The 19836-nt window shown below is 70.9% G+C and carries 17 protein-coding genes; 14 read left to right on the top strand and 3 right to left on the bottom strand.

Features of this window, described 5'->3' with window-relative positions:
- Positions 1-40 precede the first annotated feature (40 nt).
- Positions 41-1270, top strand: a complete 1230-nt coding sequence (locus NJ376_RS00145; protein ID WP_252951182.1) for an ABC transporter substrate-binding protein — start codon at positions 41-43, stop codon at positions 1268-1270.
- Between the two features lie 6 nt (positions 1271-1276).
- On the opposite strand, the gene NJ376_RS00140 is transcribed toward NJ376_RS00145, so the two are convergent.
- Positions 1277-2512: a metal-dependent hydrolase family protein gene (locus tag NJ376_RS00140; RefSeq protein WP_252951181.1), complete on the bottom strand. Its 1236-nt coding sequence runs from the start codon at positions 2510-2512 to the stop codon at positions 1277-1279.
- 136 nt (positions 2513-2648) lie between these two features.
- Between NJ376_RS00140 and NJ376_RS00135 the strand changes: the two genes are divergently transcribed.
- Positions 2649-4754 (top strand): TonB-dependent receptor, encoded by a 2106-nt coding sequence (locus tag NJ376_RS00135; RefSeq protein WP_252951180.1) that lies wholly within the window; start codon positions 2649-2651, stop codon positions 4752-4754.
- Here NJ376_RS00135 and NJ376_RS00130 read toward each other — a convergent pair.
- Positions 4738-5733: a Bug family tripartite tricarboxylate transporter substrate binding protein gene (locus tag NJ376_RS00130; protein ID WP_252951179.1), complete on the bottom strand. Its 996-nt coding sequence runs from the start codon at positions 5731-5733 to the stop codon at positions 4738-4740. The genes NJ376_RS00135 and NJ376_RS00130 overlap by 17 nt on opposite strands.
- Before the next feature lie 265 nt (positions 5734-5998).
- On the opposite strand from NJ376_RS00130, the gene NJ376_RS00125 reads away from it, so the two are divergent.
- From NJ376_RS00125 to NJ376_RS00105, 5 genes are all read left to right on the top strand, one after another.
- Positions 5999-7123, top strand: a complete 1125-nt coding sequence (locus NJ376_RS00125; protein ID WP_252951178.1) for a CaiB/BaiF CoA transferase family protein — start codon at positions 5999-6001, stop codon at positions 7121-7123.
- Between the two features lie 13 nt (positions 7124-7136).
- Positions 7137-8309 (top strand): acyl-CoA dehydrogenase family protein, encoded by a 1173-nt coding sequence (locus NJ376_RS00120; protein ID WP_252951177.1) that lies wholly within the window; start codon positions 7137-7139, stop codon positions 8307-8309.
- 108 nt (positions 8310-8417) lie between these two features.
- The gene (locus NJ376_RS00115) at positions 8418-9863 is read left to right on the top strand and encodes a protein adenylyltransferase SelO (protein ID WP_252951176.1); all 1446 of its coding nucleotides are present in this window, start codon (positions 8418-8420) and stop codon (positions 9861-9863) included.
- Between the two features lie 59 nt (positions 9864-9922).
- Complete coding sequence (locus NJ376_RS00110; RefSeq protein WP_252951175.1) at positions 9923-10882, top strand: Bug family tripartite tricarboxylate transporter substrate binding protein; 960 nt, start codon at positions 9923-9925, stop codon at positions 10880-10882.
- A gap of 86 nt (positions 10883-10968) precedes the next feature.
- On the top strand, positions 10969-11106 hold the full coding sequence (locus tag NJ376_RS00105; protein WP_252951174.1) for a hypothetical protein: 138 nt from the start codon (positions 10969-10971) through the stop codon (positions 11104-11106).
- Between the two features lie 15 nt (positions 11107-11121).
- Here the strand turns inward: NJ376_RS00105 and NJ376_RS00100 are convergent, their stop codons facing one another.
- A complete protein-coding gene (locus NJ376_RS00100) occupies positions 11122-12657 on the bottom strand; it encodes an AMP-binding protein (RefSeq protein WP_252951173.1) in 1536 nt (511 codons plus the stop codon).
- 163 nt (positions 12658-12820) lie between these two features.
- Between NJ376_RS00100 and NJ376_RS00095 the strand changes: the two genes are divergently transcribed.
- From NJ376_RS00095 to NJ376_RS00065, 7 genes are all read left to right on the top strand, one after another.
- Entirely contained in the window at positions 12821-13816 is a 996-nt protein-coding gene (locus NJ376_RS00095) for an MBL fold metallo-hydrolase (protein WP_252951172.1), read from the top strand.
- A 12-nt stretch (positions 13817-13828) separates the two neighbouring features.
- Positions 13829-14656 (top strand): hypothetical protein, encoded by an 828-nt coding sequence (locus NJ376_RS00090; protein ID WP_252951171.1) that lies wholly within the window; start codon positions 13829-13831, stop codon positions 14654-14656.
- Positions 14657-14709: 53 nt separating this feature from the next.
- Positions 14710-16215 carry a bifunctional metallophosphatase/5'-nucleotidase gene (locus tag NJ376_RS00085; protein WP_252951170.1) on the top strand — a complete coding sequence of 502 codons (1506 nt, stop codon included), beginning with the start codon at positions 14710-14712 and terminating at the stop codon, positions 16213-16215.
- Entirely contained in the window at positions 16212-16742 is a 531-nt protein-coding gene (greB, locus tag NJ376_RS00080; RefSeq protein WP_252951169.1) for a transcription elongation factor GreB, read from the top strand. The genes NJ376_RS00085 and greB overlap by 4 nt, the downstream gene beginning before the upstream one ends.
- Positions 16743-16798: 56 nt before the next feature.
- On the top strand, positions 16799-17854 hold the full coding sequence (locus tag NJ376_RS00075; RefSeq protein WP_252951168.1) for a hypothetical protein: 1056 nt from the start codon (positions 16799-16801) through the stop codon (positions 17852-17854).
- A gap of 135 nt (positions 17855-17989) precedes the next feature.
- Complete coding sequence (locus NJ376_RS00070; RefSeq protein WP_252951167.1) at positions 17990-18859, top strand: alpha/beta fold hydrolase; 870 nt, start codon at positions 17990-17992, stop codon at positions 18857-18859.
- On the top strand, positions 18856-19824 hold the full coding sequence (locus NJ376_RS00065; protein WP_252951166.1) for a Bug family tripartite tricarboxylate transporter substrate binding protein: 969 nt from the start codon (positions 18856-18858) through the stop codon (positions 19822-19824). The genes NJ376_RS00070 and NJ376_RS00065 overlap by 4 nt, the downstream gene beginning before the upstream one ends.
- The last annotated feature ends 12 nt before the right edge of the window (positions 19825-19836 follow it).

Here is a 19836-nt window from a genome sequence, read left to right as displayed (position 1 = left end):
ACGCGGCATGATCCGGACCAAATTGAGGAAGGATTCGTCCATGCGTCACAGCCGCCGCCTGATCCTGGGGGGTGCCGCAGCGCTCACGCTGTCGCCCCGGGTCTTTGCCCAGCCCAGGGACCAGGTCATCCGCATCGGCGTGCTGGCCGATTTCTCCGGCCCCTACCGGGACACCTCCGGCCCCACCTCGGTCGTCTGCGCCCAGCAGGCGGTGGAGGATAGCGGCGTGCTGGCCCGCGGCATGAAGGTGGAGGTGCTGCAGGCCGACCACCAGAACCGTCCCGACGCCGCCCTGGCGCTCTGCCGCCGCTGGTTCGACCAGGATGGCGTGGATATGGTGTGCGAGGTGAACAACAGCGCCATCGCCCTGGCCGTCGCCAACCTGGCGAAGGAGAAGGACAAGGTGCAGCTCGCCTCCGGCGCCGCCACCTCGGCTCTGACCGCAGAGCAGTGCAGCAGCAACACCATCCAATGGACCTACGACACCTGGCTGTTTGCCAATGTGGTCGGCACGGCGACGGTGCGGGCCGGGGGCGACAGCTGGTACTTCATCACCGCCGATTACGGCTTCGGCCACCAGCTGGAGCGGGATACCTCGCGCTTCATCCAGGCCGCCGGCGGGCGGGTGCTGGGGGCCGCGCGCTTCCCCTTCCCCGGCACCACGGATTTCTCCGCCTTCCTGCTGCAGGCCCAGGCCAGCCGGGCGAAGATCGTCGGCCTGGCGACGGCGGCCGCGGATACGGTGAACTGCATCAAGCAGGCGCGGGAATTCGGCCTGACGCGGCGCGGCCAGAAGCTGGCGGGCATGGTGATGTTCACCACCGACATCCACGCCATCGGGCTGGAAGCGGCGCAGGGGCTGCTGCTGCAGGAGGTGTTCTACTGGGACCTGAACGACCGCACCCGCGCCTTCACCGACCGGGTCCGGCCGAAGACGCCGCAGAACTGGCCGAACCAGGAGCATGCCGGCACCTATTCCGCCTGCTTCCACTACCTGAAGGCAGTGGCCGATCTCGGCGTGGCGCGCGCCAAGGCGAGCGGGCTGGAGGTGGTGAACCGCATGAAGGCCATGCCGACCGACGCTGACTGCTTCGGCCCCGGCCGGGTGCGGGAGGATGGGCGGAAGATCCACCCCTCCTACCTCTTCGAGGTGAAGTCGCCCGCCGAGAGCCGTGGCCCCTGGGACTACTACAAGCTGGTCGGCTCCGTGGGCGCGGAGGAAGCCTTCCGCCCGATCGCGGAAGGCAATTGCCCCCTGGTCCGGCGGTAGAGGCGCTCAGGCGAGGCGGTCGATCGCCGCCTCGCCTCCCTTCATGACGAAGGGGATGCGCTCGCCCTGGCCGGTCAGCACGCCGATATCGGCGATGGGGTCGCCTTCCACCAGGATGAGGTCGGCCAGGGCGCCCGGGGCGATGACGCCCAACTCCCCCTCCTTCTGCAGCAGCGCGGCGTTGATGCTGGTGGCGCTGCGCAGCACATCGGCGGCCGGCAGCACCTGGCGGCGGATGGTGAACTCGTCGGACTGCCGGCGATGCATCTCCGCCAGCAGGTCGGTGCCGAAACCCATCCGCACCCCGGCCCGAGCCAGGATCTCCAGGCTGCCGAGGCCGGCGCCCTTCACATCCGCCAGCTTCCGCATGCTCTCGGGCGGCAGGCCGAGCGAATCGCCCTCGTCCTGCAGTGCTTCATAGGTGACGAGGGTGGGGACGGCGAAGGCGCCCTTCTCCGCCATGAAGGCCGCGGTCGGGGCGTCGATCAGGTTGGCATGCTCGATGGAGCGGACGCCGAGGCGCACCGCGCGGTGGATGCTCTCCGGCGTATAGGCATGGGCGAGGACGTAGCTGCGCCAGGCGGAGGCTTCCCAGACCGCGCAGGCGATCTCCTCATCGCTGTATTGCAGCGCATAGATCGGGTCGGAGGGCGAGGCGACGCCGCCGCTGGCCATGATCTTGATGGCATGGGCGCCGCGCTTCAGCTCCCCGCGCACCGCCTTGCGCACCTCGTCCACGCCATCGGCGATGACGGAAATGGCCTGGGTGGGCGCGCAGCAGCCGCAGAATTGCTCGAGGAACACGTTCGGCCGCATGTCGCCATGCCCGCCCGTCGGGGATAGCGCGCGGCCGGGATAGAAGAGCCGCGGCGCGGTGATGAGCCCGGTCTCCACCGCAATGGCCAGGCCCCAATCGGCGCCGCCGGCATCGCGGATGGTGGTGAAGCCGCGCTTCAGCGAGTCCTTCAGCCGTTCCGCCGCGCGCAGCGCCTGCAGGCTGCGCGGCAGCCGGTCCAGCCGGCCGAGATCGGCATCCACGCCATAGGCGTGCACATGCGCGTCGATCAGCCCCGGCATCAGGGTGCGGCCGCCGCAATCGATGAGGCGCGCGGCGGCGCTGCCGATCGGCCGGTCCGCCACCTCCTTGATGCGCCCGTCCTCGACCAGGACTTCGAAGCCCTCAGCGATGGCGTCGGCCTTCCCGTCCCAGAGGCGGAGGTTGCGGAACAGCGTCGTCGTCATGCCGGTCCCTCGCATTGCGGCGCACCCAGCATCGCGGATCGTCCCTGCTTGCGCCAGCGCCTTGGGTGCCACATCCTAATTATCTGAAATCAAACGCAAATACCTCGACACCTCTACAGGAATCGAAAGTGAAGAGATGAACACTCATTCACGCATCGCCGCCCTGCTGTGCCTCGCCCTGCCCACCGCCGCCGCGGCGCAGGAGCCGCCAGCGGCAGCCCCGGCAGAGCTGGAGCTTCCGCCCATCGTCGTGCAGTCCCGCGCCTTCGAAGCCGCGCGCAACGCCATCGCCCCCGCCCTCGGCGCCAGCCGCTACGAAATCGACCGCACCGCCATTGCCACCCTGCCCCAGGGCGAGAATGCCCGGCTGACCGATGTGCTGCTGCAGGCGCCTGGCGTGGTGCAGGAGGCGTTCGGCGACCTGCATGTCCGTGGCGACCACCGCAACCTGCAATACCGGCTGAACGGTGTGCTGCTGCCGGAGGCGATCAGCGGCTTCAGCCAGTTGTTTGATGCGCGGGCATTGCGCAGCGTCTCCCTCATCACCGGCGCGCTGCCGGCGCAATTCGGCTACCGCACCGCCGGCATCGTGGACATGGTGCTGCGCTCCGGCATCGAGGATACGGGCGGCGCCGTCAGCCTCTATGGCGGCAGCTTCGGCACCATCCAGCCCGGCTTCAATTACGGTGGGCTGGCCGGGAATGTGGAATACTTCGCCAGCCTCTCCGGCCTCGCCAGCGACCGCGGCTTTGAGAATCCGACGCGCGGCCCGGACGGCACCCACAACCAGACGCTGCAGGGGCGCGGCCTGGTGCATGTGGCGGTGCCGGTCGGCGACAGCACGCGCCTCTCCTTCATCGCCGGCACGGTGCAGGCGCGCTACCAGGTGCCGAACACGCCCGGCCTGGTCCCGGGCTTCACCGCCTTCGGGCAGCCCGCCTTCGACAGCGCCGATCTGCGCGCCAAGCAGGTGCAGCGCAGCAGCTTCGCCATCCTCGCCGCGCAGCACGCGACCGGAGAAGTCGACTTGCAGCTCTCAACCTTCCTCCGCAGCTCCTCCGTCCGCTACCGGCCGGATGGGCTGGGCGACATCCTGTTCGATGGCTTCGCCAGCGCGGTGCGGCGGGAAAGCCTGGCCTATGGGCTGCAAGGCGATGCCGCCTGGCGGGTGGACGAGAACCACACGCTGCGCGGTGGCCTCTTTCTCTCCGCCGACACCACGCGCAATGCGACGGACAGCACCGTGCTGCCGCTGGACGGCATGGGCGGCACCATCGACGCCCCCTTCGGCATCCGCGAGCGGAGCCGTGCGGAGCAGCAGCTCTACGGCCTCTACGCCCAGGATGAATGGCGGCTGGCGGAGACCCTGACGCTGAATTACGGCGCCCGCTTCGATGTCGTGGCCGGCACGCTGGAAGCCTCCCAGCTCAGCCCGCGCGCCAACCTCGTCTGGCGGCCGGACGAGGCGACGACCATCGCCCTCGGCTATGCCAATTACTTTACCCCGCCGCCGGCCGAGCTGCTGGGGCGGGTGGACCTCCCGCGCTACCTCGGCACCACCCTGCAACCTTCAACCCTGCGCGCCGATCCAGTGAAGGCGGAGCGCTCCCACTACCTCAACCTCGGCATTCGCCGGCAGTTCGGGGAAACGCTGACCCTCGGCGTGGAAGCCTATGCGCGCACGGTGCGGGACATGCAGGATCTCGGGCAGTTCGGCCGCGCCTACATCTTCTCGCCCTACAACTACGCCAAGGGCCGCGCCTATGGCGTGGAGTTCACCGCGGATTGGCGGGAAGGCCCGTGGCGGCTCTACGGCAACCTCTCCATCAGCCGGTCGGAAGGCAAGGGCCTCGTCTCGAACCAATATTTCTGGACGGAAGCGGAGCTGGCGCAGGTGCAGCGCAAATGGGTGCGCACGGACCATGACCAGCTCATCACCGGCTCCGCCGGCGCGAGCTACGAGGCCTGGGAGGGCGGCGCCATCTCCGCCTCCCTCGTCTATGGCAGCGGCATGCGCCGCGGCTTCGCCAACAGCCGGGTGATGACGCCCTACGCCACGGTCAATCTGGGCTTCTCCCAGCGCCTGAGCCTGCCGGATGGCGGGGACTGGACCTTCCGGCTGGATGTGCTGAACCTGTTCGACCGCACCTATCTGCTGCGGGACGGCACGGGCATCGGCGTCGGCGCGCCGCAATACGGCATGCGGCGGGGGATCTTCGCCGGCATCAGCCGGGCGATCTGACGGGCGAGGCGGTGGAGCGTTCCGGCCGGATGCCGGCCTGCCGCGCCACCTCGGCCCAGAGCGGCAGTTCCGTCTCGATCACCCGCCGGAATTCCTCCGTCGAGGAGCCGATGGGGTCGAGCGAGAGCGCCCGCAGCGTCTCCAACACCGAGGGCTCCCGGGTGATCGCCGCCAGCTCCGTGGCCAGGCGGTTCAGGATGGGCGCCGGCGTGCCGGCCGGCGCCAGCACCCCGCTCCAGAGCCGGAGGGTGAGGTCGGGATAGTCCAGCTCCGCCATGGTCGGGCAGCCCCGCCAGGCGGGGAGGCGGTGCGGCGCGGTGACGGCCAGCCCCCGCACCCGCCCCGCCGCATGGGCCGCCAGGGCGGAGCCGGCATCCACCAGCGCCATCGTCACCTCGCCCTCGGCCACGGCCCGCACCGTCTCGGCACTGCCGTCAAAGGCGGTGTAGGCGAAGCGCGTGCCGGCGCGCTGGTTCAGCAGCTCCGTGGGCAGCTGGAAGCTGGCAGCGCTGGCGCCGTAGTTCGTCCCGTCCGGATGCTCCCGGGCAAAGGCCATCAGATCCTGGAAGGTGCGGAAGGGCGAATCGCCCGGCACCACCACCACCAGCGGGTAGGCGGCCAGGATCGAGACCGGCGCCAGATCCTTGCGCGTGTCATAGGGCAGGCGTTCATGCACGGCCGGGTTGAAGACCAGCGGCCCGCTTGCCGCGACCAGCAGTGTCCGGCCATCCGGCGCGGCCCGCGCCGCCAGCTCCGTCCCGAGGATGGCCTGGGCGCCGGGCCGGTTCTCCACCAGGAAGGGCTGGCCCAGCCGCTCCGTCAGGCGCCGGCCATAGAGCCGGGCGAGAATGTCATTGGCGCCACCCGGGGCGTAGGGGACGATCAGCCGCACCGGCCGGTTCGGCCAGCCCTGCGCCCGCGCCAAAGCCGGCAGCCAAGCGGCGGCGGCCAGGGCATGCCCCAGGGAACGGCGGCGCATCACGACCGCGTCATCCGCACCCGGCCGGACCGCGCCGGCATGGCGCGGCCGCCGGCCCCATGGAGCGCCGCAGAGGGCGGCTGCCCCAGGCTCGGCGCGTCATCTCCCCCGGGACCGTGCCGGCCCTGCAAGGCGGGCGACGCGTGGCGTTGTGACGGGCCATTCGGACCCCCTCCCCTGAATTGCCGTCAAACTCGGGTCTCGGGGGGATTTCTGTCAAATCGCGCGGCAGGTGATAGGCTGCGCGAAATCGGAGGATCCGCCCATGGGACCGTTGCAAGGCCTCACCATCCTGGAATTCGCCGGCATCGGGCCCGGCCCCTTCTGCGGCATGGTGCTGGCCGATCTCGGCGCCAGCGTCATCCGCATCGACCGCAAGGAGGGACCGCCGGGCGACCGGCTGGATGTCACCGGCCGCGGCCGCCGCTCCCTGGCGCTGGACCTGAAATCCCCGGCGGCGGTGGAGGCCGCGCTGCGGCTGGTGGCGCGGGCGGATGCGCTGATCGAGGGCTTCCGCCCCGGCGTCATGGAACGGCTGGGCCTGGGGCCGGAGGTCTGCCTCGCCCGCAACCCGCGCCTCGTCTATGGCCGGATGACCGGCTGGGGGCAGGAGGGCCCGCTTGCCCAGGCGGCGGGGCATGACATGAACTACATCGCCCTCACCGGCGCGCTCTGGGCCATCGGCCGGCCGGGGGAGCGGCCGGTGCCGCCGCTGAACCTCGTCGGCGATTATGGCGGTGGCGGCATGCTCCTGGCGATGGGGGTGTTGGCGGCGCTGCTCGCGGCGCAGCGGAGCGGCCAGGGGCAGGTGGTGGATGCCGCCATGGTGGATGGCGCGGCGCTGCTGATGGCGCCGATCTACGGCATGAAGGCGCGCGGCCGCTGGCGGAACGAACGGGGCACGAACATGCTGGACGGCGCCGCCCCCTGGTACGACACCTATGAATGCGCCGATGGCCGCTACCTGGCGGTGGGCCCGATCGAACCGCAATTCTTTACCCTGATGATGCAGAAGCTCGGGCTGGACGCCGCGCGCTGGCCGAACCGCATGGAGAAGGCGAGCTGGCCGGCGCTGAAGGCGGAGATCGCCGCCGCCTTCCGCACCCGCACCCGGGACGACTGGGCAGCGCTGTTCGAGGGCACGGATGCCTGCGTCGCCCCGGTGCTGGACATGGAGGAAGCGCCGTCGCATCCGCACAACCTGGCGCGCGGCACCTTCCTCTCGCGGGACGGCGCGGTGCAGCCCGCCCCTGCCCCGCGCTTCAGCGCCACTCCGGCGGAGGCCGGCGGCCCGCCCCCGCTGCGCGGCGAGCACAGCGAGGCGGTGCTGGCGGAGGCTGGCTTCAGCGCGACCGAACTCGCCGCGCTGCGTGAGGCCGGGGCGATCTGAGGGGGAGGGAAGCATGGACACGAATATCGGCCTTGGCGGCCAGCGCCTGACCGGCCCGCGCACCGTCTTCACCGCGGATCACGAGATCTTCCGCGACCAGGTGCACCGCTTCTTCGAGAAGCATGTGGTGCCCTACCACCGGCAATGGGAACGCGACGGCATCGTGCCGCGGGAGGTATGGCGGGAGGCGGGCGCGGCCGGGCTGCTCTGCCCCATGCTGGCGGAGGAGTATGGCGGCGCCGGCGCCGATTTCGGCTATTCCGCCGTCATCATCGAGGAGATCGCCCGGACCAATTGCACCGGGCCCGGCTTCCCGCTCCATTCCGACATCGTCGTGCCCTACATCGCCGACCTGGCGACGGCGGCCCGCAAGCGCGAATGGCTGCCGAAGATGGTGAGCGGCGAGATCATCGGCGCCATCGCCATGACCGAGCCCGGCATGGGCAGCGACCTGAAGGCCATGCGCACCACGGCAAAGCGGGAGGGCGACCACTACGTCATCAACGGCGCCAAGACCTTCATCAGCAACGGCCAGCTCGCGGACCTCGTCATCGTCTGCGCCAAGACCGATCCGGCCGCCGGCCGCAAGGGCATCAGCCTGATCTGCGTCCCCGCCGGGACGCCCGGCTTCACCAAGGGCCGCAACCTGGAGAAGATCGGCCTGCATGCGCAGGACACCTCGGAGCTGTTCTTCGAGGATGTGCGGGTGCCGGTGGAGAACCTGCTGGGCGAGGAGAACAGGGGCTTCAACTACCTCATCCGCAACCTGCCGCAGGAACGCCTTGTCATCGCCATCCGCGCCGCCATGGGGATGGAGGTGATGCTGGAGAAGACGGTGGCCTACACCAAGGAGCGCCAGGCCTTCGGCCAGCCGGTCATCGATTTCCAGCACAACCGCTTCAAGCTGGCGGATGCCAAGGCGCAGGCGGCGATGTTCCGGGTCTTCGCCGACCATTGCCTGGCGCTGCATCTGCGGGGCGAGCTGACGGTGGAGCTGGCGGCGGCGGCGAAGCTGCTGGGGGCCGAGATGCAGAACAGGCTGTTCGACGATTTCCTCCAGCTCCATGGCGGCTATGGCTACATGGCGGAGTACGAGATCGGCCGCGCCTGGGCGGATGCCCGGGTCGGCCGCATCTATGGCGGCAGCAGCGAGATCATGCGCGAGATCATCGGCCGCACGCTGTAGCAAGAGCAGACCCATGGGTTCCAAGGGCCCTTCGGCCCTTGGCGGGGTGAGCTCGAGAGGGGCGGCGCCCCTCTCGAAAGCCCCCACCGCCGCCCCCACATCCCCCTCATGATCCCCTTCGACAACAGCTATGCCCGCCTGCCGGAGAAATTCTACGCCCGGCTCGATCCGACACCGGTGAAGGCGCCTGCCCTCATCAAGGTGAACACGGCGCTGGCGGTGGAGCTCGGCATCGATCCGGCGGAGATCGATGCCGATGTCGTCGCGGGCAATCGCATTCCCGAAGGCGCCCTGCCCATCGCCCAGGCCTATGCCGGGCATCAATTCGGCAATTTCACCCCGCAACTCGGCGATGGCCGCGCCATCATGCTGGGCGAGGTCGTCGGTCGCGACGGGCGCCGCCGCGATCTGCAGCTCAAGGGCTCCGGCCCCACCCCCTGGTCGCGCCGCGGTGATGGCCGCGCCGCCCTCGGGCCCGTGCTGCGCGAATACATCGTCTCGGAGGCGATGCACGCCCTTGGCGTCCCCACAACCCGCAGCCTCGCCGCCGCCACCACCGGCGAATACGTGTTCCGGGAGGAGGTGCTGCCCGGCGCCGTGCTGCTGCGGATCGCCGCCAGCCATATCCGCGTCGGCACCTTCCAGTATTTCGCCGCCCGCGGCGACCAGGAGGCGGTGCGGGCGCTGGCCGACCACGCCATCGCCCGCCACTATCCGGAGGCCGCCGAGGCGCCCAACCCCTATCTCGCCTTCTTCGGGAAGGTGGTCGCCGCCCAGGCGGACCTCATCCCGCAGTGGCTGCATCTCGGCTTCATCCATGGCGTGATGAACACCGATAACTGCACCATCTCCGGCGAGACCATCGATTACGGCCCCTGCGCCTTCCTCGACGAGTACAACCCCGGCGCGGTCTTCAGCTCCATCGACCATGGCGGCCGCTACGCCTATGGCAACCAGCCACGCATCGCGCAGTGGAACCTGGCGCGGCTGGCGGAAGCCCTGCTGCCCCTGCTGGCGGAAAACGAAGAAGCGGCAGTGGAGGCGGCGCAGGAAACGCTCGCCGCCTTCGCCCCACGCTTCCACGAAGGGTATCTGAATGGCCTCCGCGCCAAGCTCGGCCTGTTCGAGGCGCGGGAGGAGGATGTGGCGCTGGCGCAGGACCTGCTGCAGGCCATGGCGGATAGCCAAGCCGATTTCACCCTGACCTTCCGCGCGCTTTGCGCGGCCGCCGAGGGCAGCGACGCCCCGCGCCAGTATTTCACTGACCTGGCCCGGTACGACGCCTGGGCGGTGCGCTGGAAGGAAAGGCTGGCGGCGGAGCCCCTGCCCGACCGCCCCGCCCGCATGCGCGCCGTGAACCCGGCTTTCATCCCGCGCAACCATCTGGTGGAAGCGGCCATCGCCGCCGCCGTCTCGAACGGCGACTTCGCGCCCTTCGAGGCGATGCTCGGCGTCCTCGCCCGGCCCTATGAGGACCAGCCGGAAACTCCGGACCGCTTCCGCCTGCCGCCGCAGCCGGAGGAACGCGTGCTGCAGACCTTCTGCGGTACCTGATTGCGACTCCCCCAGCACCCCATGGTAGGATCGCTCCCAACATAAAGCGGGAGCCGTCCATGACACTCCACCGCCGTGCCCTGCTGGGCGCTGCCCTTGCCACGCCTTGCTTGGCCCGTGCCCAGGGCCGCTTCCCGGAACGGCCCATCACCATCCTGGTCCCGTTCCCCGCCGGCGGCGCCACGGATGTGCAGATGCGCGCCCTCGCGGAAGCCGCGACGCGGCATTTCGGCCAGACGGTGCTGACGGAGAATCGCCCTGGCGCCGGCAGCACCCTGGGCGCCGCCGCCGTCGCCCGCGCCAGGCCGGATGGCTACCTGCTGGCGCAGATGACGCTGCCGGCGCTGCGTCTGCCCTTCATGCAGCGCATGGCCTACGACCCGCGCCGGGACTTCACCCCGGTGGTACACCTCACCGGCTACACCTTCGGCGTGCTGGTCCGCGCCGAAAGCCCCTGGCGGAGCTGGCCGGAGCTGGTGGCCGATGCCCGCGCCCGCCCCGGCCGCCACCGCTGGGGCAACACTGGCGCCAACGGCACCCCGCACCTGACCATGGTCGAGCTCGCTGAACGCGAAAAGCTGGAGGTGGAGCACGTGCCCTTCCGCGGCGAGGCGGATGCGGTACCATCTCTCCTCGGCGGCCATATCGAAGCCGCAGCGGCCGGCTCTGGCGCCGCGCCGCTCGTCCTCGAGGGCAAGCTGCGCTACCTGAATTTCTGGACCCCCAAGCGGCTGGCGAAGTTCCCGGATGTGCCGACCCTGGTGGATCTCGGCTATCAGGGCATGGTCGTCACCTCGCCCTACGGGCTGGTGGCGCCGGCCGGGCTGGACCCGGCCATCCTCGCCGCCCTGGCGGAAGGCTTCCGCCGTGCGGTGCATGACCCGGTCCATCTCGCGGCGCTCGACCGGCTGGACCAGACGCTCGAATATCTCGGGCCCGAGGAGTATGCGCGCAACATGGCGGAAACGATCGACATGGAGGAGGCGCGGGTGAAGCGCCTCGGCCTCAGCACCGGCTGACGCCACGCCGGGTGCGCCCCGTCACCGCCCCCGGCTCATGACGGGCCTAGTCTCTCGCCGCAGTCATTTGCGGCGGGAGAGGGACAATGGCCTTCGGCCTCGGGTTCCACGGCAGCGGCTGGTACGACGTCCTCAGCGGCGTCCTTGCCCTTCTCTACATCGGCGGGTTCGTGGCGGCTGTCGAATACGCCATCATGCGGCTGCATTTCCTCAGCGGCATCTGAGCCAGTGCCGCAGCCTCACCCGGTTGGCAGGTACTTCTCCTTCAGCAGCCGTCGCAGCAGCTTGCCCGCCTCGCTGCGCGGCAGCTCCTCCACAAGCTCGTAGCTGCGCGGGCGCTTCGGCCCCGCCAGCCGCTCCCGGCACCAGGCATCCAACGCGGCAGGCAGGGCGGCGGCATCGGCGCCTGCGCGCGGCACCACTACGGCGTGCACCTGCTCGCCCATCTCCGCCTGCGGCACGCCCACCACTGCCACCTCCGCCACCTCCGGGTGCTGCGCCAGCACCGCCTCGATCTCCGCCGGGTAGAGGTTGACGCCGCCGGAGAGGATCAGGTCGGCGCGACGGTCGGAAAGGAAGAGGTAGCCTTCCTCATCCTTCCAGCCGAGATCGCCGAGCGTGGCCCAGCCGCGTTCGTCGTAGCAGGCGGCGGTCTTCTCCGGCGCGTTGTGGTAGGCGAAGTGCGGCCCGCCGGAGAAGCGGATGGTGCCGGTCTCGCCCGGCGGCAGCTCCGCCCCATCCTCGCCAGTGATGTGCACCGAGACACCGTTCACCGGCCGGCCGACGCTGCCCGGCTTGCGCAGCCACTCCTCGGAGGAGATCACCGTCGTGCCGATCCCCTCCGAGCCGGCATAGTATTCCCAGAGGATCGGCCCCCACCAGGCGATCATCGCCCGCTTCACGGCAGGCGGGCAGGGCGCCGCGGCATGGATGGCGCAGCGATGGCTGGACAGGTCGTGCGCGCGCCGCTCCGCCTCCGGCAGCGCCAGCATGCGGACGAACATGGTCGGCACCCATTGGCTGTGCGTCACGCCATGCGCGGCAATCAGCGCGAGCGCCCGGGCCGCGTCGAATTTCTGCATCACCACCGCCGTGCCGCCCTCGCTCAGCGTCCGGTACACATAGCGGTTGGGCGCGGCGTGGTAGAGCGGCGCGGGCGAGAGATAGACCGTCTCCGGCGCGAAGCCGTAGAGCGATTTCCAGCTCATATCCCATTCCGGCTTGTCGCGGTCCGCATAGGGGATCAACGGCCGGCGGATGCCCTTGGGCAGGCCGGTGGTGCCGGAGGAGTAGAGGAATTCCCGTCCCACCGGCCGCTCCGGCAGGGGGGCGGCGGGGTCCTCTGCCGCCAGCGTCGCCTCGTAGCTCGCATAGCCCGGCAGCCCTTCTGCCAGCGCGAAGCACGGCCGGTCGCCCACCACGCCCTCCGCCAGCAGCCGCGCTGCCAGTGGCGCCAATGCGGGGCTGGCGATCAGCAGCTTCGCGCCGCTATCGGCCAGCACATAGGCGACCTCCTGCGGCCGCAGATGGATGGAGAGCGGCGTGTAGTAGAGCCCCGCCAGCCGCGCCGCCTCCGCCAGCTCGAGGAACTCCGGCCGGTTCTCCAGCAGCAGCGCGATGCCATCCCCGGGCGTGAGGCCGAGGCCGATCAGCCACTGCGCCGCGCGCCGTGCCCGAGCATAGAGAGCGGCGTAGGTCACCGCCGCGCCCAGCTCAGGAAAATGCGCCGCGATCTTCTCCGGCTGCCGTTCCACCCAGTAGGCCAATTGCGGCATGGACACCCTCCCGTTTCCCCCAGGGTGGCGGCGCCGCCATGCATGCGTCAACCGCAGCAGGTGAGAGGAATTTCATCCGGCCAGCTGGACAGGACCCGCATGGGTTGTGCCATTCTGATGTTCCGCACCATGTTGCGGCCCAGACCAATGGGGAGGAAGAACAATGCCCGACATCACTCGCCGCTTCCTGATCGGCGCGGCCACCGCCACTGCGACCCTGCCCCTGCTGCCGCCCGGCCTCGCCCGGGCCGCGGCGCCGATGCAGAACAAGCTGCCGCCCGCCTGGCACCGTTTCAAGATCGGCGAGTTCGAGGCGACCATCGTCTCCGACGGCAACCTGCCCCTCGGCAAGCCGGAACCGGCCTTCCCCGCCTCCCCGCCCGACCAGATCCGCCAGCTGCTCACCTCCAACTTTCTCGACCCGCAAACGGCGACGCTGGAGCAGAACGCGCTCATCCTGAACACCGGCCGGCAGCTCATCCTGTTCGATACCGGCATGGGCGAGAGCATGGGCGCCGCCAGCAAGATGTTCGGTCCCACCACCGGCAAGCTGCTGGACAACATGCGCGCTGCCGGCATCCAGCCGGAGCAGATCGACCTGGTCGTGCTGACCCATGCCCATTGCGACCATTGCTGGGCCCTGGTGGACGCCAATGGCAACCGCAACTTCCCCAACGCCCAGGTGGCGATCAGCGAGGTGGACCTGAAATTCTGGACCGACGACTCCAACAAGCGCGGCCCGGACTTCATGGTGCCTTTCATCGACGGCGCGAAGAAGAACCTCTCCGCCTACCGTGACCGCATGGTGATGGTGCGGAACGAGCAGCCGGTGATCCCCGGCGTCACCGCCATCTCCGTCCCCGGCCATACGCTGGGCCACACCGTCTATGCCATCACCTCCGGCAACACCACGGTGGTGAACACCGGCGACATGGCGCATCACCACATCCTGCTGCTGCGCCAGCCGCTGTGGGAATTCGCCTATGACACCGACCCGAAGCTCTCGGCGCAGAGCCGCAGCCGCATGCTGGACCGGCTGGCGACGGACAAGCATGCCATCATTTCCTACCACTTCCCCTGGCCCGGCCTCGGCCATGTGACGAAGGAGGGCAGCGGCTATGCCTGGATGCCGACGCCGATGAACGTCACCACCCTGTAGGCGGCGAAGCGGGTGGCCCTCCCCGAGCTGCGCGAGGCGGAGGCGCCGCCCGATATCGCCGCGCTCTACGCCGCGCTGCGGCAGGCGAGCGGGGTGCCGCTGGTCAACCTGATCCACCGGCACCTCGCCACCCTGCCGGGCGTCCTGCCCTGGCTGTGGGAGGCGATCCGCCCGCCGCTCGAGGACGGCACCCTGGCCGCGGCGCGGGAGAGGCTGGTGGCAGCGCTGCCGGCCCCGCCCGCGTCACTTTCCGCCGCAGCCTGGGCAGCGGCCTGCCTGGCGCCGGACTCGCGCCGGCCGGTCGGCGACCTCATCGCCGTCTACAACCGTGGCAACCTCACCAACCTCATCCTGCTGACGGCGCTGCGCCGCGCGCTGGAAGCCGCCCCGCGCGAGGACATCGCGCCGCCTGCGCCGATCCCGCCCCCCGCCATGCTGCCCGCGCCCCCGCCCCTGCCGCGCCTGGAGTCGCTCCCGCCGCCGGTCGCCGCACTGGTGAAGGGCCTGGCCGCCCGGCATGGCGACTCCGGCGTGGTGCCCAGCCTCTATCTCCACCTCGCCCATTGGCCCGCCCTGCTCGCCGCGCTGCCGGGCTGGCTGGGCGAGGAGCTCTCCCCCACGCGCCTCACCGCCGGGCGCGACCTGGCCATCCGCCTGGCGGAGCGCGAGGCCGATGCGCTGCGCCCACGCCTCGCGCCGCAGGGCGGCGTGCCGGGCGGCCATGGCGCGCAGGTGCTGGCCGCGCTCGGCACCTTCACCCGCCAAGTCATCCCCGGCATGGTCCCGCTCGGCCATCTCCTGGCGGGGCTGCTGGCCCCGCCGGCCGATCGCGCCGCTTGACCTGAGCCGCCGCCGCCCGCAACTCTCCGGGATCCTTGGGACCCCATCACCTGATGTTCCTCTCCGCCCGGCGCCTGCTGTTGCGCGCCGCCCTGCTCTGCCTGCTCGCCTTGCCGGCAGCGGCGGAGACCACCACCCTCACCTTCCTCCACCTGAACGACATCTACGAACACCTGCCGCGCAACGGCCATGGCGGGCTGGCGGAGATCGGCACACTGATCGAGCGCGAGCGGGCCGCGGCGCCGGGCCCGGTCTTCCTCACCTTCGGCGGCGACCTGATCTCCCCCTCCCTCGCCTCCTCCATCACGGAGGGCGCGCATATGATCGAGATCTTCAACGCCCTCCGCACCGATGTGGCAGTGCTCGGCAACCATGAATTCGATTTCGGGCCGGAGGTCGCGGCCCGGCGCATCGCCGAATCGCGCTTCCCCTGGCTCGGCGCCAATGTCCTCGGGCCAAATGGGCAGATCTTCGGCGGCGCCGTCGCCACCGTCATGCGCCAGGCCGGGCCGCTGCGCATCGGCTTCGTCGGCGTGCTGACCCAGGCCACCGCCCTCGTCTCGAGCACGCCCGGCATCACCTTCCTGCCGGAGTTGCAGGCGGTGCGGGAGGCGGCCGCCGCGCTGCGCGCCGCCGGCGCCGACCTCGTCGTCGCCCTCACCCATCTCGACCTCGAGCAGGACCGGGAGGTCCAGCGGAGCACCGGCGTCGATCTCGTCCTCGGCGGGCATGACCACGACCCGGCGGCGCTGCTGGAAGGCGGCGTGCTGCTGCTGAAATCGGGCTCGGACGCCTACTGGCTCGGCGTGGCCGAGCTGACGGTGGAAACCCTGCCGGGCCGGCCCGCGCGCATCGCCGCCATCGGCTGGCGCATGATCCCCAATACCGGCGTGCCGCCCTCGGCCGCCATCGCGCCGCTGGTCGCGGCGGTGGAGACGAAGCTGGATGCCGCGCTGGGCGAGCGCCTGGCCACCCTCGCCGCACCGCTCGACAGCCGCTCCGCCACGCTGCGCAGCCGGGAAGCCGCCATCGGCGATTTCTTCGCCGAGGCGCTGCGGGCGCATCTCTCGGCCGATGTCGCGCTCATCAATGGCGGTGGGCTGCGCGGCAACCGGGAATACCCGGTGGGCCATGTGCTGACGCGGCGGGACCTGGTGGCGGAAGCGCCCTTCGGCAATGTGGTGATGCTGTTGGAGGCACGGGGCGAGGAGCTGAAGCGCCTGCTGGAGAACGGCGTGAGCGAGGTGGAGAACGTCGATGGCCGCTTCCCGCAGATCTCCGGCATGGCCTTCACCTACGATCCGCGCGCGCCGCGCGGCAGCCGGGTGCAGGCAGTGACGGTGGGCGGCCGCCCGCTGGAGCCGGACCGCACCTACCGGCTGGCAACCACGGATTACCTGCAATCCGGCAAGGATGGCTATGACCTCATGGCCCAGCTCCCGGTGCTGGTGGATGCCAGCGGCGCCATGCTGCTGGTGACGGTGGTGGCGGAGGCGGCGAAGCGCGCCGGCACCATCGCGCTGGTGCCGGATGGCCGCATCCGCGCCCTCGCGCCATGAGCGCGGCCGAGGATGACGAGGAGGAAGGCCCGCCCGGCCTGCCCCCCGGCACCCCCTTCTACATGACACCCGCCGGCCATGCGGCGCTGGAGGCGGAGCTGAAGCGGCTCTGGACCGAGGAGCGGCCGAAGGTGGTGGAGGTGGTGAGCTGGGCCGCCTCGCTCGGCGACCGTTCGGAGAATGCCGACTACCAGTACGGCAAGCGCCGGCTGCGGGAGATCGACCGCCGCGTCCGCTTCCTGCGCAAGCGGCTGGAGAAGGTGCAGGTGGTGGATCCGACGAAGACGCCGAAGCGCGACCAGGTCTTCTTCGGCGCCACGGTCACCTATGTGCGGGAGGATGATGCCGAGGTGACGGTGACCATCGTCGGCGTCGATGAGGCGGACAGCAAGACCGGCCGCATCTCCTGGGTGGCGCCGGTGGCGCGCGCCCTGCTCGGCGGCCGGGTCGGCGATCTGCGCCGGCTGCGAACGCCGCAGGGGGTGGAGGAGATCGAGATCCTGGCCATCCGCTACCCGGAGGGTTGAGCGCAACGTTCCTCCACCCGCCGCGTTGGCGGTGGGCTCAGGAGATAACGCTGCCCATGTCGGACCGGAGTCCGCCGCCCAGCTTCATCGAACACGGCGCCAGCGCGCTGCCTGCCGTCACCGTCGATGCCTACAATGCAGAGATGAAGACGCCCGAGGGCTTCCTCGGCGATCGCGCCAGCAGCCGTGCATTCAAATCCCTGCTCGACCATTGGCGGAAGCGGCTGCGGGCGGTGGAGGGCGAGGATCCGCTGGGCCCGGCGCCGACGGCGGAGATCGGCCGCAGGGACCTCGACCGGCTGCTGACCGAGGGCGATGCCGAGACCGCCGGGCTGGTGCATAGCGTGGTGGAGGAATTCGCCCAATCCCTCGCCATGGTCGTGCAGCGCCTGCTGAAGCTGAAGGCCTGGGAGGGGGTGGAGCGCATCGTCGTCGGCGGCGGGATGCGCGCCAGCCGGGTGGGAGAGCTCGCGATCGGCCGCACCGGGATGCTGCTGAAGGGGGAAGGGCTGAAGCTGGACCTGCAGCCGATCCGCCACGACCCGGACGAGGCGGGCATGATCGGCGCAGTGCAGCTTGCGCCGTCCTTCATCTTCAAGGGGCATGACGCGCTGCTCGCCGTCGATATCGGCGGCTCCAACATGCGCGCCGGGCTGGTGCGGCCGCATCTGAAGAAGGCGCCGGACCTCTCCGCCGCCTGCATCTGGGAAAGCGAGATCTGGCGCCACCGCGACGACAAGCCGGCGCGGGAGGAAGCGATCGACCGGCTGGTGGAGATGCTGCAGGATCTGCAGCGCAAGGCCGGAAAGCGTGGCCTGGCGCTGGCGCCCTTCATCGGCGTCGGCTGCCCCGGGCGGATCGAGGCCGATGGCAGCATCGCCAAGGGCGCGCAGAACCTGCCGGGCAATTGGGAGAGTTCCCGCTTCAACCTGCCCCAGCGGCTGCGCGAGGCGTTGCCAGAGATCGACGGCCAGGACACGGTCGTGGTGCTGCACAATGACGCGGTGGTGCAGGGGCTGAGCCAGGCACCCTGGATGGGGGATGTCCGGCGCTGGGGGGTGCTGACCATCGGGACTGGGCTCGGCAATGCCTGTTTCAGCAACCGCGCCTGATCCAGGGCAGCGCCGCGCAGCCTGAGCCGGGCCGCGGCCAGGACCGCGAGGACCGGCCGCCCCTCACCCCCTCGTCTTGCCTCCCCGCCCGCCCCGGCCGACAACAGCACCGAAGGCTTGTGGAGCGGCACGAGGATGCTGGAATCGGGAACCGAACCCCCGGAGGTGATGCTGGCGCGGCTGGACCGCGCCGCGGAGCGGCAGGAAACCCCCTGCGGCGAGGGCAGCATGGTCTGGCGCCGCTGGGGCCCCGCCGGCGGCCCGCACCCGCCGCTGGTCCTGCTGCATGGCGGCTCCGGCTCCTGGCGCCACTGGATACGGAACATCGCCGCCCTCTCCGTCCGCCGCCAGGTGATCTGTCCGGACCTGCCCGGCCTCGGCGAGAGCGCCATGCCGCACCCGGCGGAAACCCCCGCCCCCGTCGCGGCAGAGGTGCAGGCCGGCCTCACCGCCCTGCTCGGCGAGGGCACGCGCTACGATCTCTGCGGCTTCTCCTTCGGCGCCCTGCTCTCCGGCCATATCGCCGCCCAGGCGGGGCCGGAGCTGCGCAGCCTGACCCTGGTCGGCGCCGGCGCGCTCGGCCTGCCGCGCCAGGTGACGGAGCTGGTGAAGGTCCGCACCGTGGAGGGCGAGGCGCGGATCGCCGCGCACCGCCACAACCTTGCCAGCCTGATGTTCGCCGACCCGGCCGGGATCGACGAGCTCGCCCTCGCCATCCAGGAATGGAACACCCAGCACGCCCGCTTCCGCAGCCGCGGCTTCGCCAGCAGCTCCTCGCTGAAGGATGCGGTGGCCAAGGCGCGCTGCCCGGTCGCGCTGCTCTATGGGGAGCGCGACGCGATCGCCTGGCCGGAGGTGGAGAAGCGTTTCGTCGCGCTCCGCGAAGTGCAGCCCGAGGCCTGGACCGGCGTGATCCCCGGCGCCGGCCATTGGGTGGCCTATGAGGCCGCCACCGCCTTCAACGCCATGCTGGACGAGATGCTGCTGCGGAGGTTCGGGACATGAAGCGCCGCACCTGGCTGGCGGCCGCCCTGGCCGCGCCCTCCCTCGCCTCGTCCCGGGCCCGGGCGCAATGGGCGCCGCCGCGCCAGGTGCGGCTGCTGGTCCCCTTCACCCCGGGCGGCGGGGCGGACACCACCGCCCGGCTTTTCGCCCCCATCATGACCAATGTGCTGGGCCAGCCGGTGGTGGTGGAGAATCGCGGCGGGGCGGGTGGCACGATCGGCGCCGGGGAGGCCGCGCGGGCGGCGCCGGATGGCGCGACGCTGCTGCTGGATGCGGCAAACCAGGCGGTGGCGCCCTTCATCTTCCGCAACCTCGCCTTCGACTACGCCACCGCCTTCACCCCGATCTCCCGGGTCACGGTCTATCCGCTCATCATCGTGGTGAAGCCGGACAGTGCGATCCGCAGCTTCCCGGACCTGCTGGAGCGGGCCCGGGCGCAGCCGGGGCGGCTGACCTATTCCTCCTCCGGCACCGCGGTCTCCAACCACATCGCCGCGGCGGTGCTGGCGCAGCGGGCGGCGATCGACATCACCCATGTGCCCTATCGCGGCGGCGGGCCGGCGCTGCAGGCCATTCTCGCCGGGGATGTGGATTTCGGCTTCGCCACCGTCGCCGCCGCTGCCGCGCTGGCGCAGCAGGGCGGGGTGCAGCCGCTGGCGGCCTCCTCGGCGGAGCGCATCCCCGCCCTGCCGGAGGTGCCGACCATCGCGGAGCAGGGCTTCCCCGGCTACGACCAGACGGAGTGGAACGCGCTCTACGGCCCGGCCGGCCTACCCGCAGCGGCGACCGAGCGGCTGTACGAGGCCTGCCGCACGGCCCTGGCGGATGCCGGGGTGCAGCAGCGGCTGGTGGCGCTCGGCGCCATCGGCCTCGGCACGCCGCCCGCCGAATTCGCCGCCTGGTTGGCGAAGGAGCGACACTCCATGCAGGCCCTGGTCCGCGCCGCCAACATCACGGCGGATTAAGGGGGGGCACCC

Source organism: Siccirubricoccus soli, assembly GCF_024178315.1.
GTDB lineage: Bacteria > Pseudomonadota > Alphaproteobacteria > Acetobacterales > Acetobacteraceae > Siccirubricoccus > Siccirubricoccus soli.
This window is presented reverse-complemented; position numbering and strand designations above follow the sequence as displayed.

Bases quoted from the DNA above. Each gene is read 5' to 3' on its own strand.
- NJ376_RS00140 (WP_252951181.1), bottom strand. From the start codon at position 2,512: ATGACGACGACGCTGTTCCGCAACCTCCGCCTCTGGGACGGGAAGGCC.
- NJ376_RS00065 (WP_252951166.1), top strand. From the start codon at position 18,856: ATGAAGCGCCGCACCTGGCTGGCGGCCGCCCTGGCCGCGCCCTCCCTC.
- NJ376_RS00135 (WP_252951180.1), top strand. From the start codon at position 2,649: ATGAACACTCATTCACGCATCGCCGCCCTGCTGTGCCTCGCCCTGCCC.
- NJ376_RS00145 (WP_252951182.1), top strand. From the start codon at position 41: ATGCGTCACAGCCGCCGCCTGATCCTGGGGGGTGCCGCAGCGCTCACG.
- NJ376_RS00070 (WP_252951167.1), top strand. From the start codon at position 17,990: ATGCTGGAATCGGGAACCGAACCCCCGGAGGTGATGCTGGCGCGGCTG.
- greB (WP_252951169.1), top strand. From the start codon at position 16,212: ATGAGCGCGGCCGAGGATGACGAGGAGGAAGGCCCGCCCGGCCTGCCC.
- NJ376_RS00075 (WP_252951168.1), top strand. From the start codon at position 16,799: ATGTCGGACCGGAGTCCGCCGCCCAGCTTCATCGAACACGGCGCCAGC.
- NJ376_RS00120 (WP_252951177.1), top strand. From the start codon at position 7,137: ATGGACACGAATATCGGCCTTGGCGGCCAGCGCCTGACCGGCCCGCGC.
- NJ376_RS00095 (WP_252951172.1), top strand. From the start codon at position 12,821: ATGCCCGACATCACTCGCCGCTTCCTGATCGGCGCGGCCACCGCCACT.
- NJ376_RS00115 (WP_252951176.1), top strand. From the start codon at position 8,418: ATGATCCCCTTCGACAACAGCTATGCCCGCCTGCCGGAGAAATTCTAC.
- NJ376_RS00100 (WP_252951173.1), bottom strand. From the start codon at position 12,657: ATGCCGCAATTGGCCTACTGGGTGGAACGGCAGCCGGAGAAGATCGCG.
- NJ376_RS00105 (WP_252951174.1), top strand. From the start codon at position 10,969: ATGGCCTTCGGCCTCGGGTTCCACGGCAGCGGCTGGTACGACGTCCTC.
- NJ376_RS00110 (WP_252951175.1), top strand. From the start codon at position 9,923: ATGACACTCCACCGCCGTGCCCTGCTGGGCGCTGCCCTTGCCACGCCT.
- NJ376_RS00125 (WP_252951178.1), top strand. From the start codon at position 5,999: ATGGGACCGTTGCAAGGCCTCACCATCCTGGAATTCGCCGGCATCGGG.
- NJ376_RS00130 (WP_252951179.1), bottom strand. From the start codon at position 5,733: ATGCGCCGCCGTTCCCTGGGGCATGCCCTGGCCGCCGCCGCTTGGCTG.
- NJ376_RS00085 (WP_252951170.1), top strand. From the start codon at position 14,710: ATGTTCCTCTCCGCCCGGCGCCTGCTGTTGCGCGCCGCCCTGCTCTGC.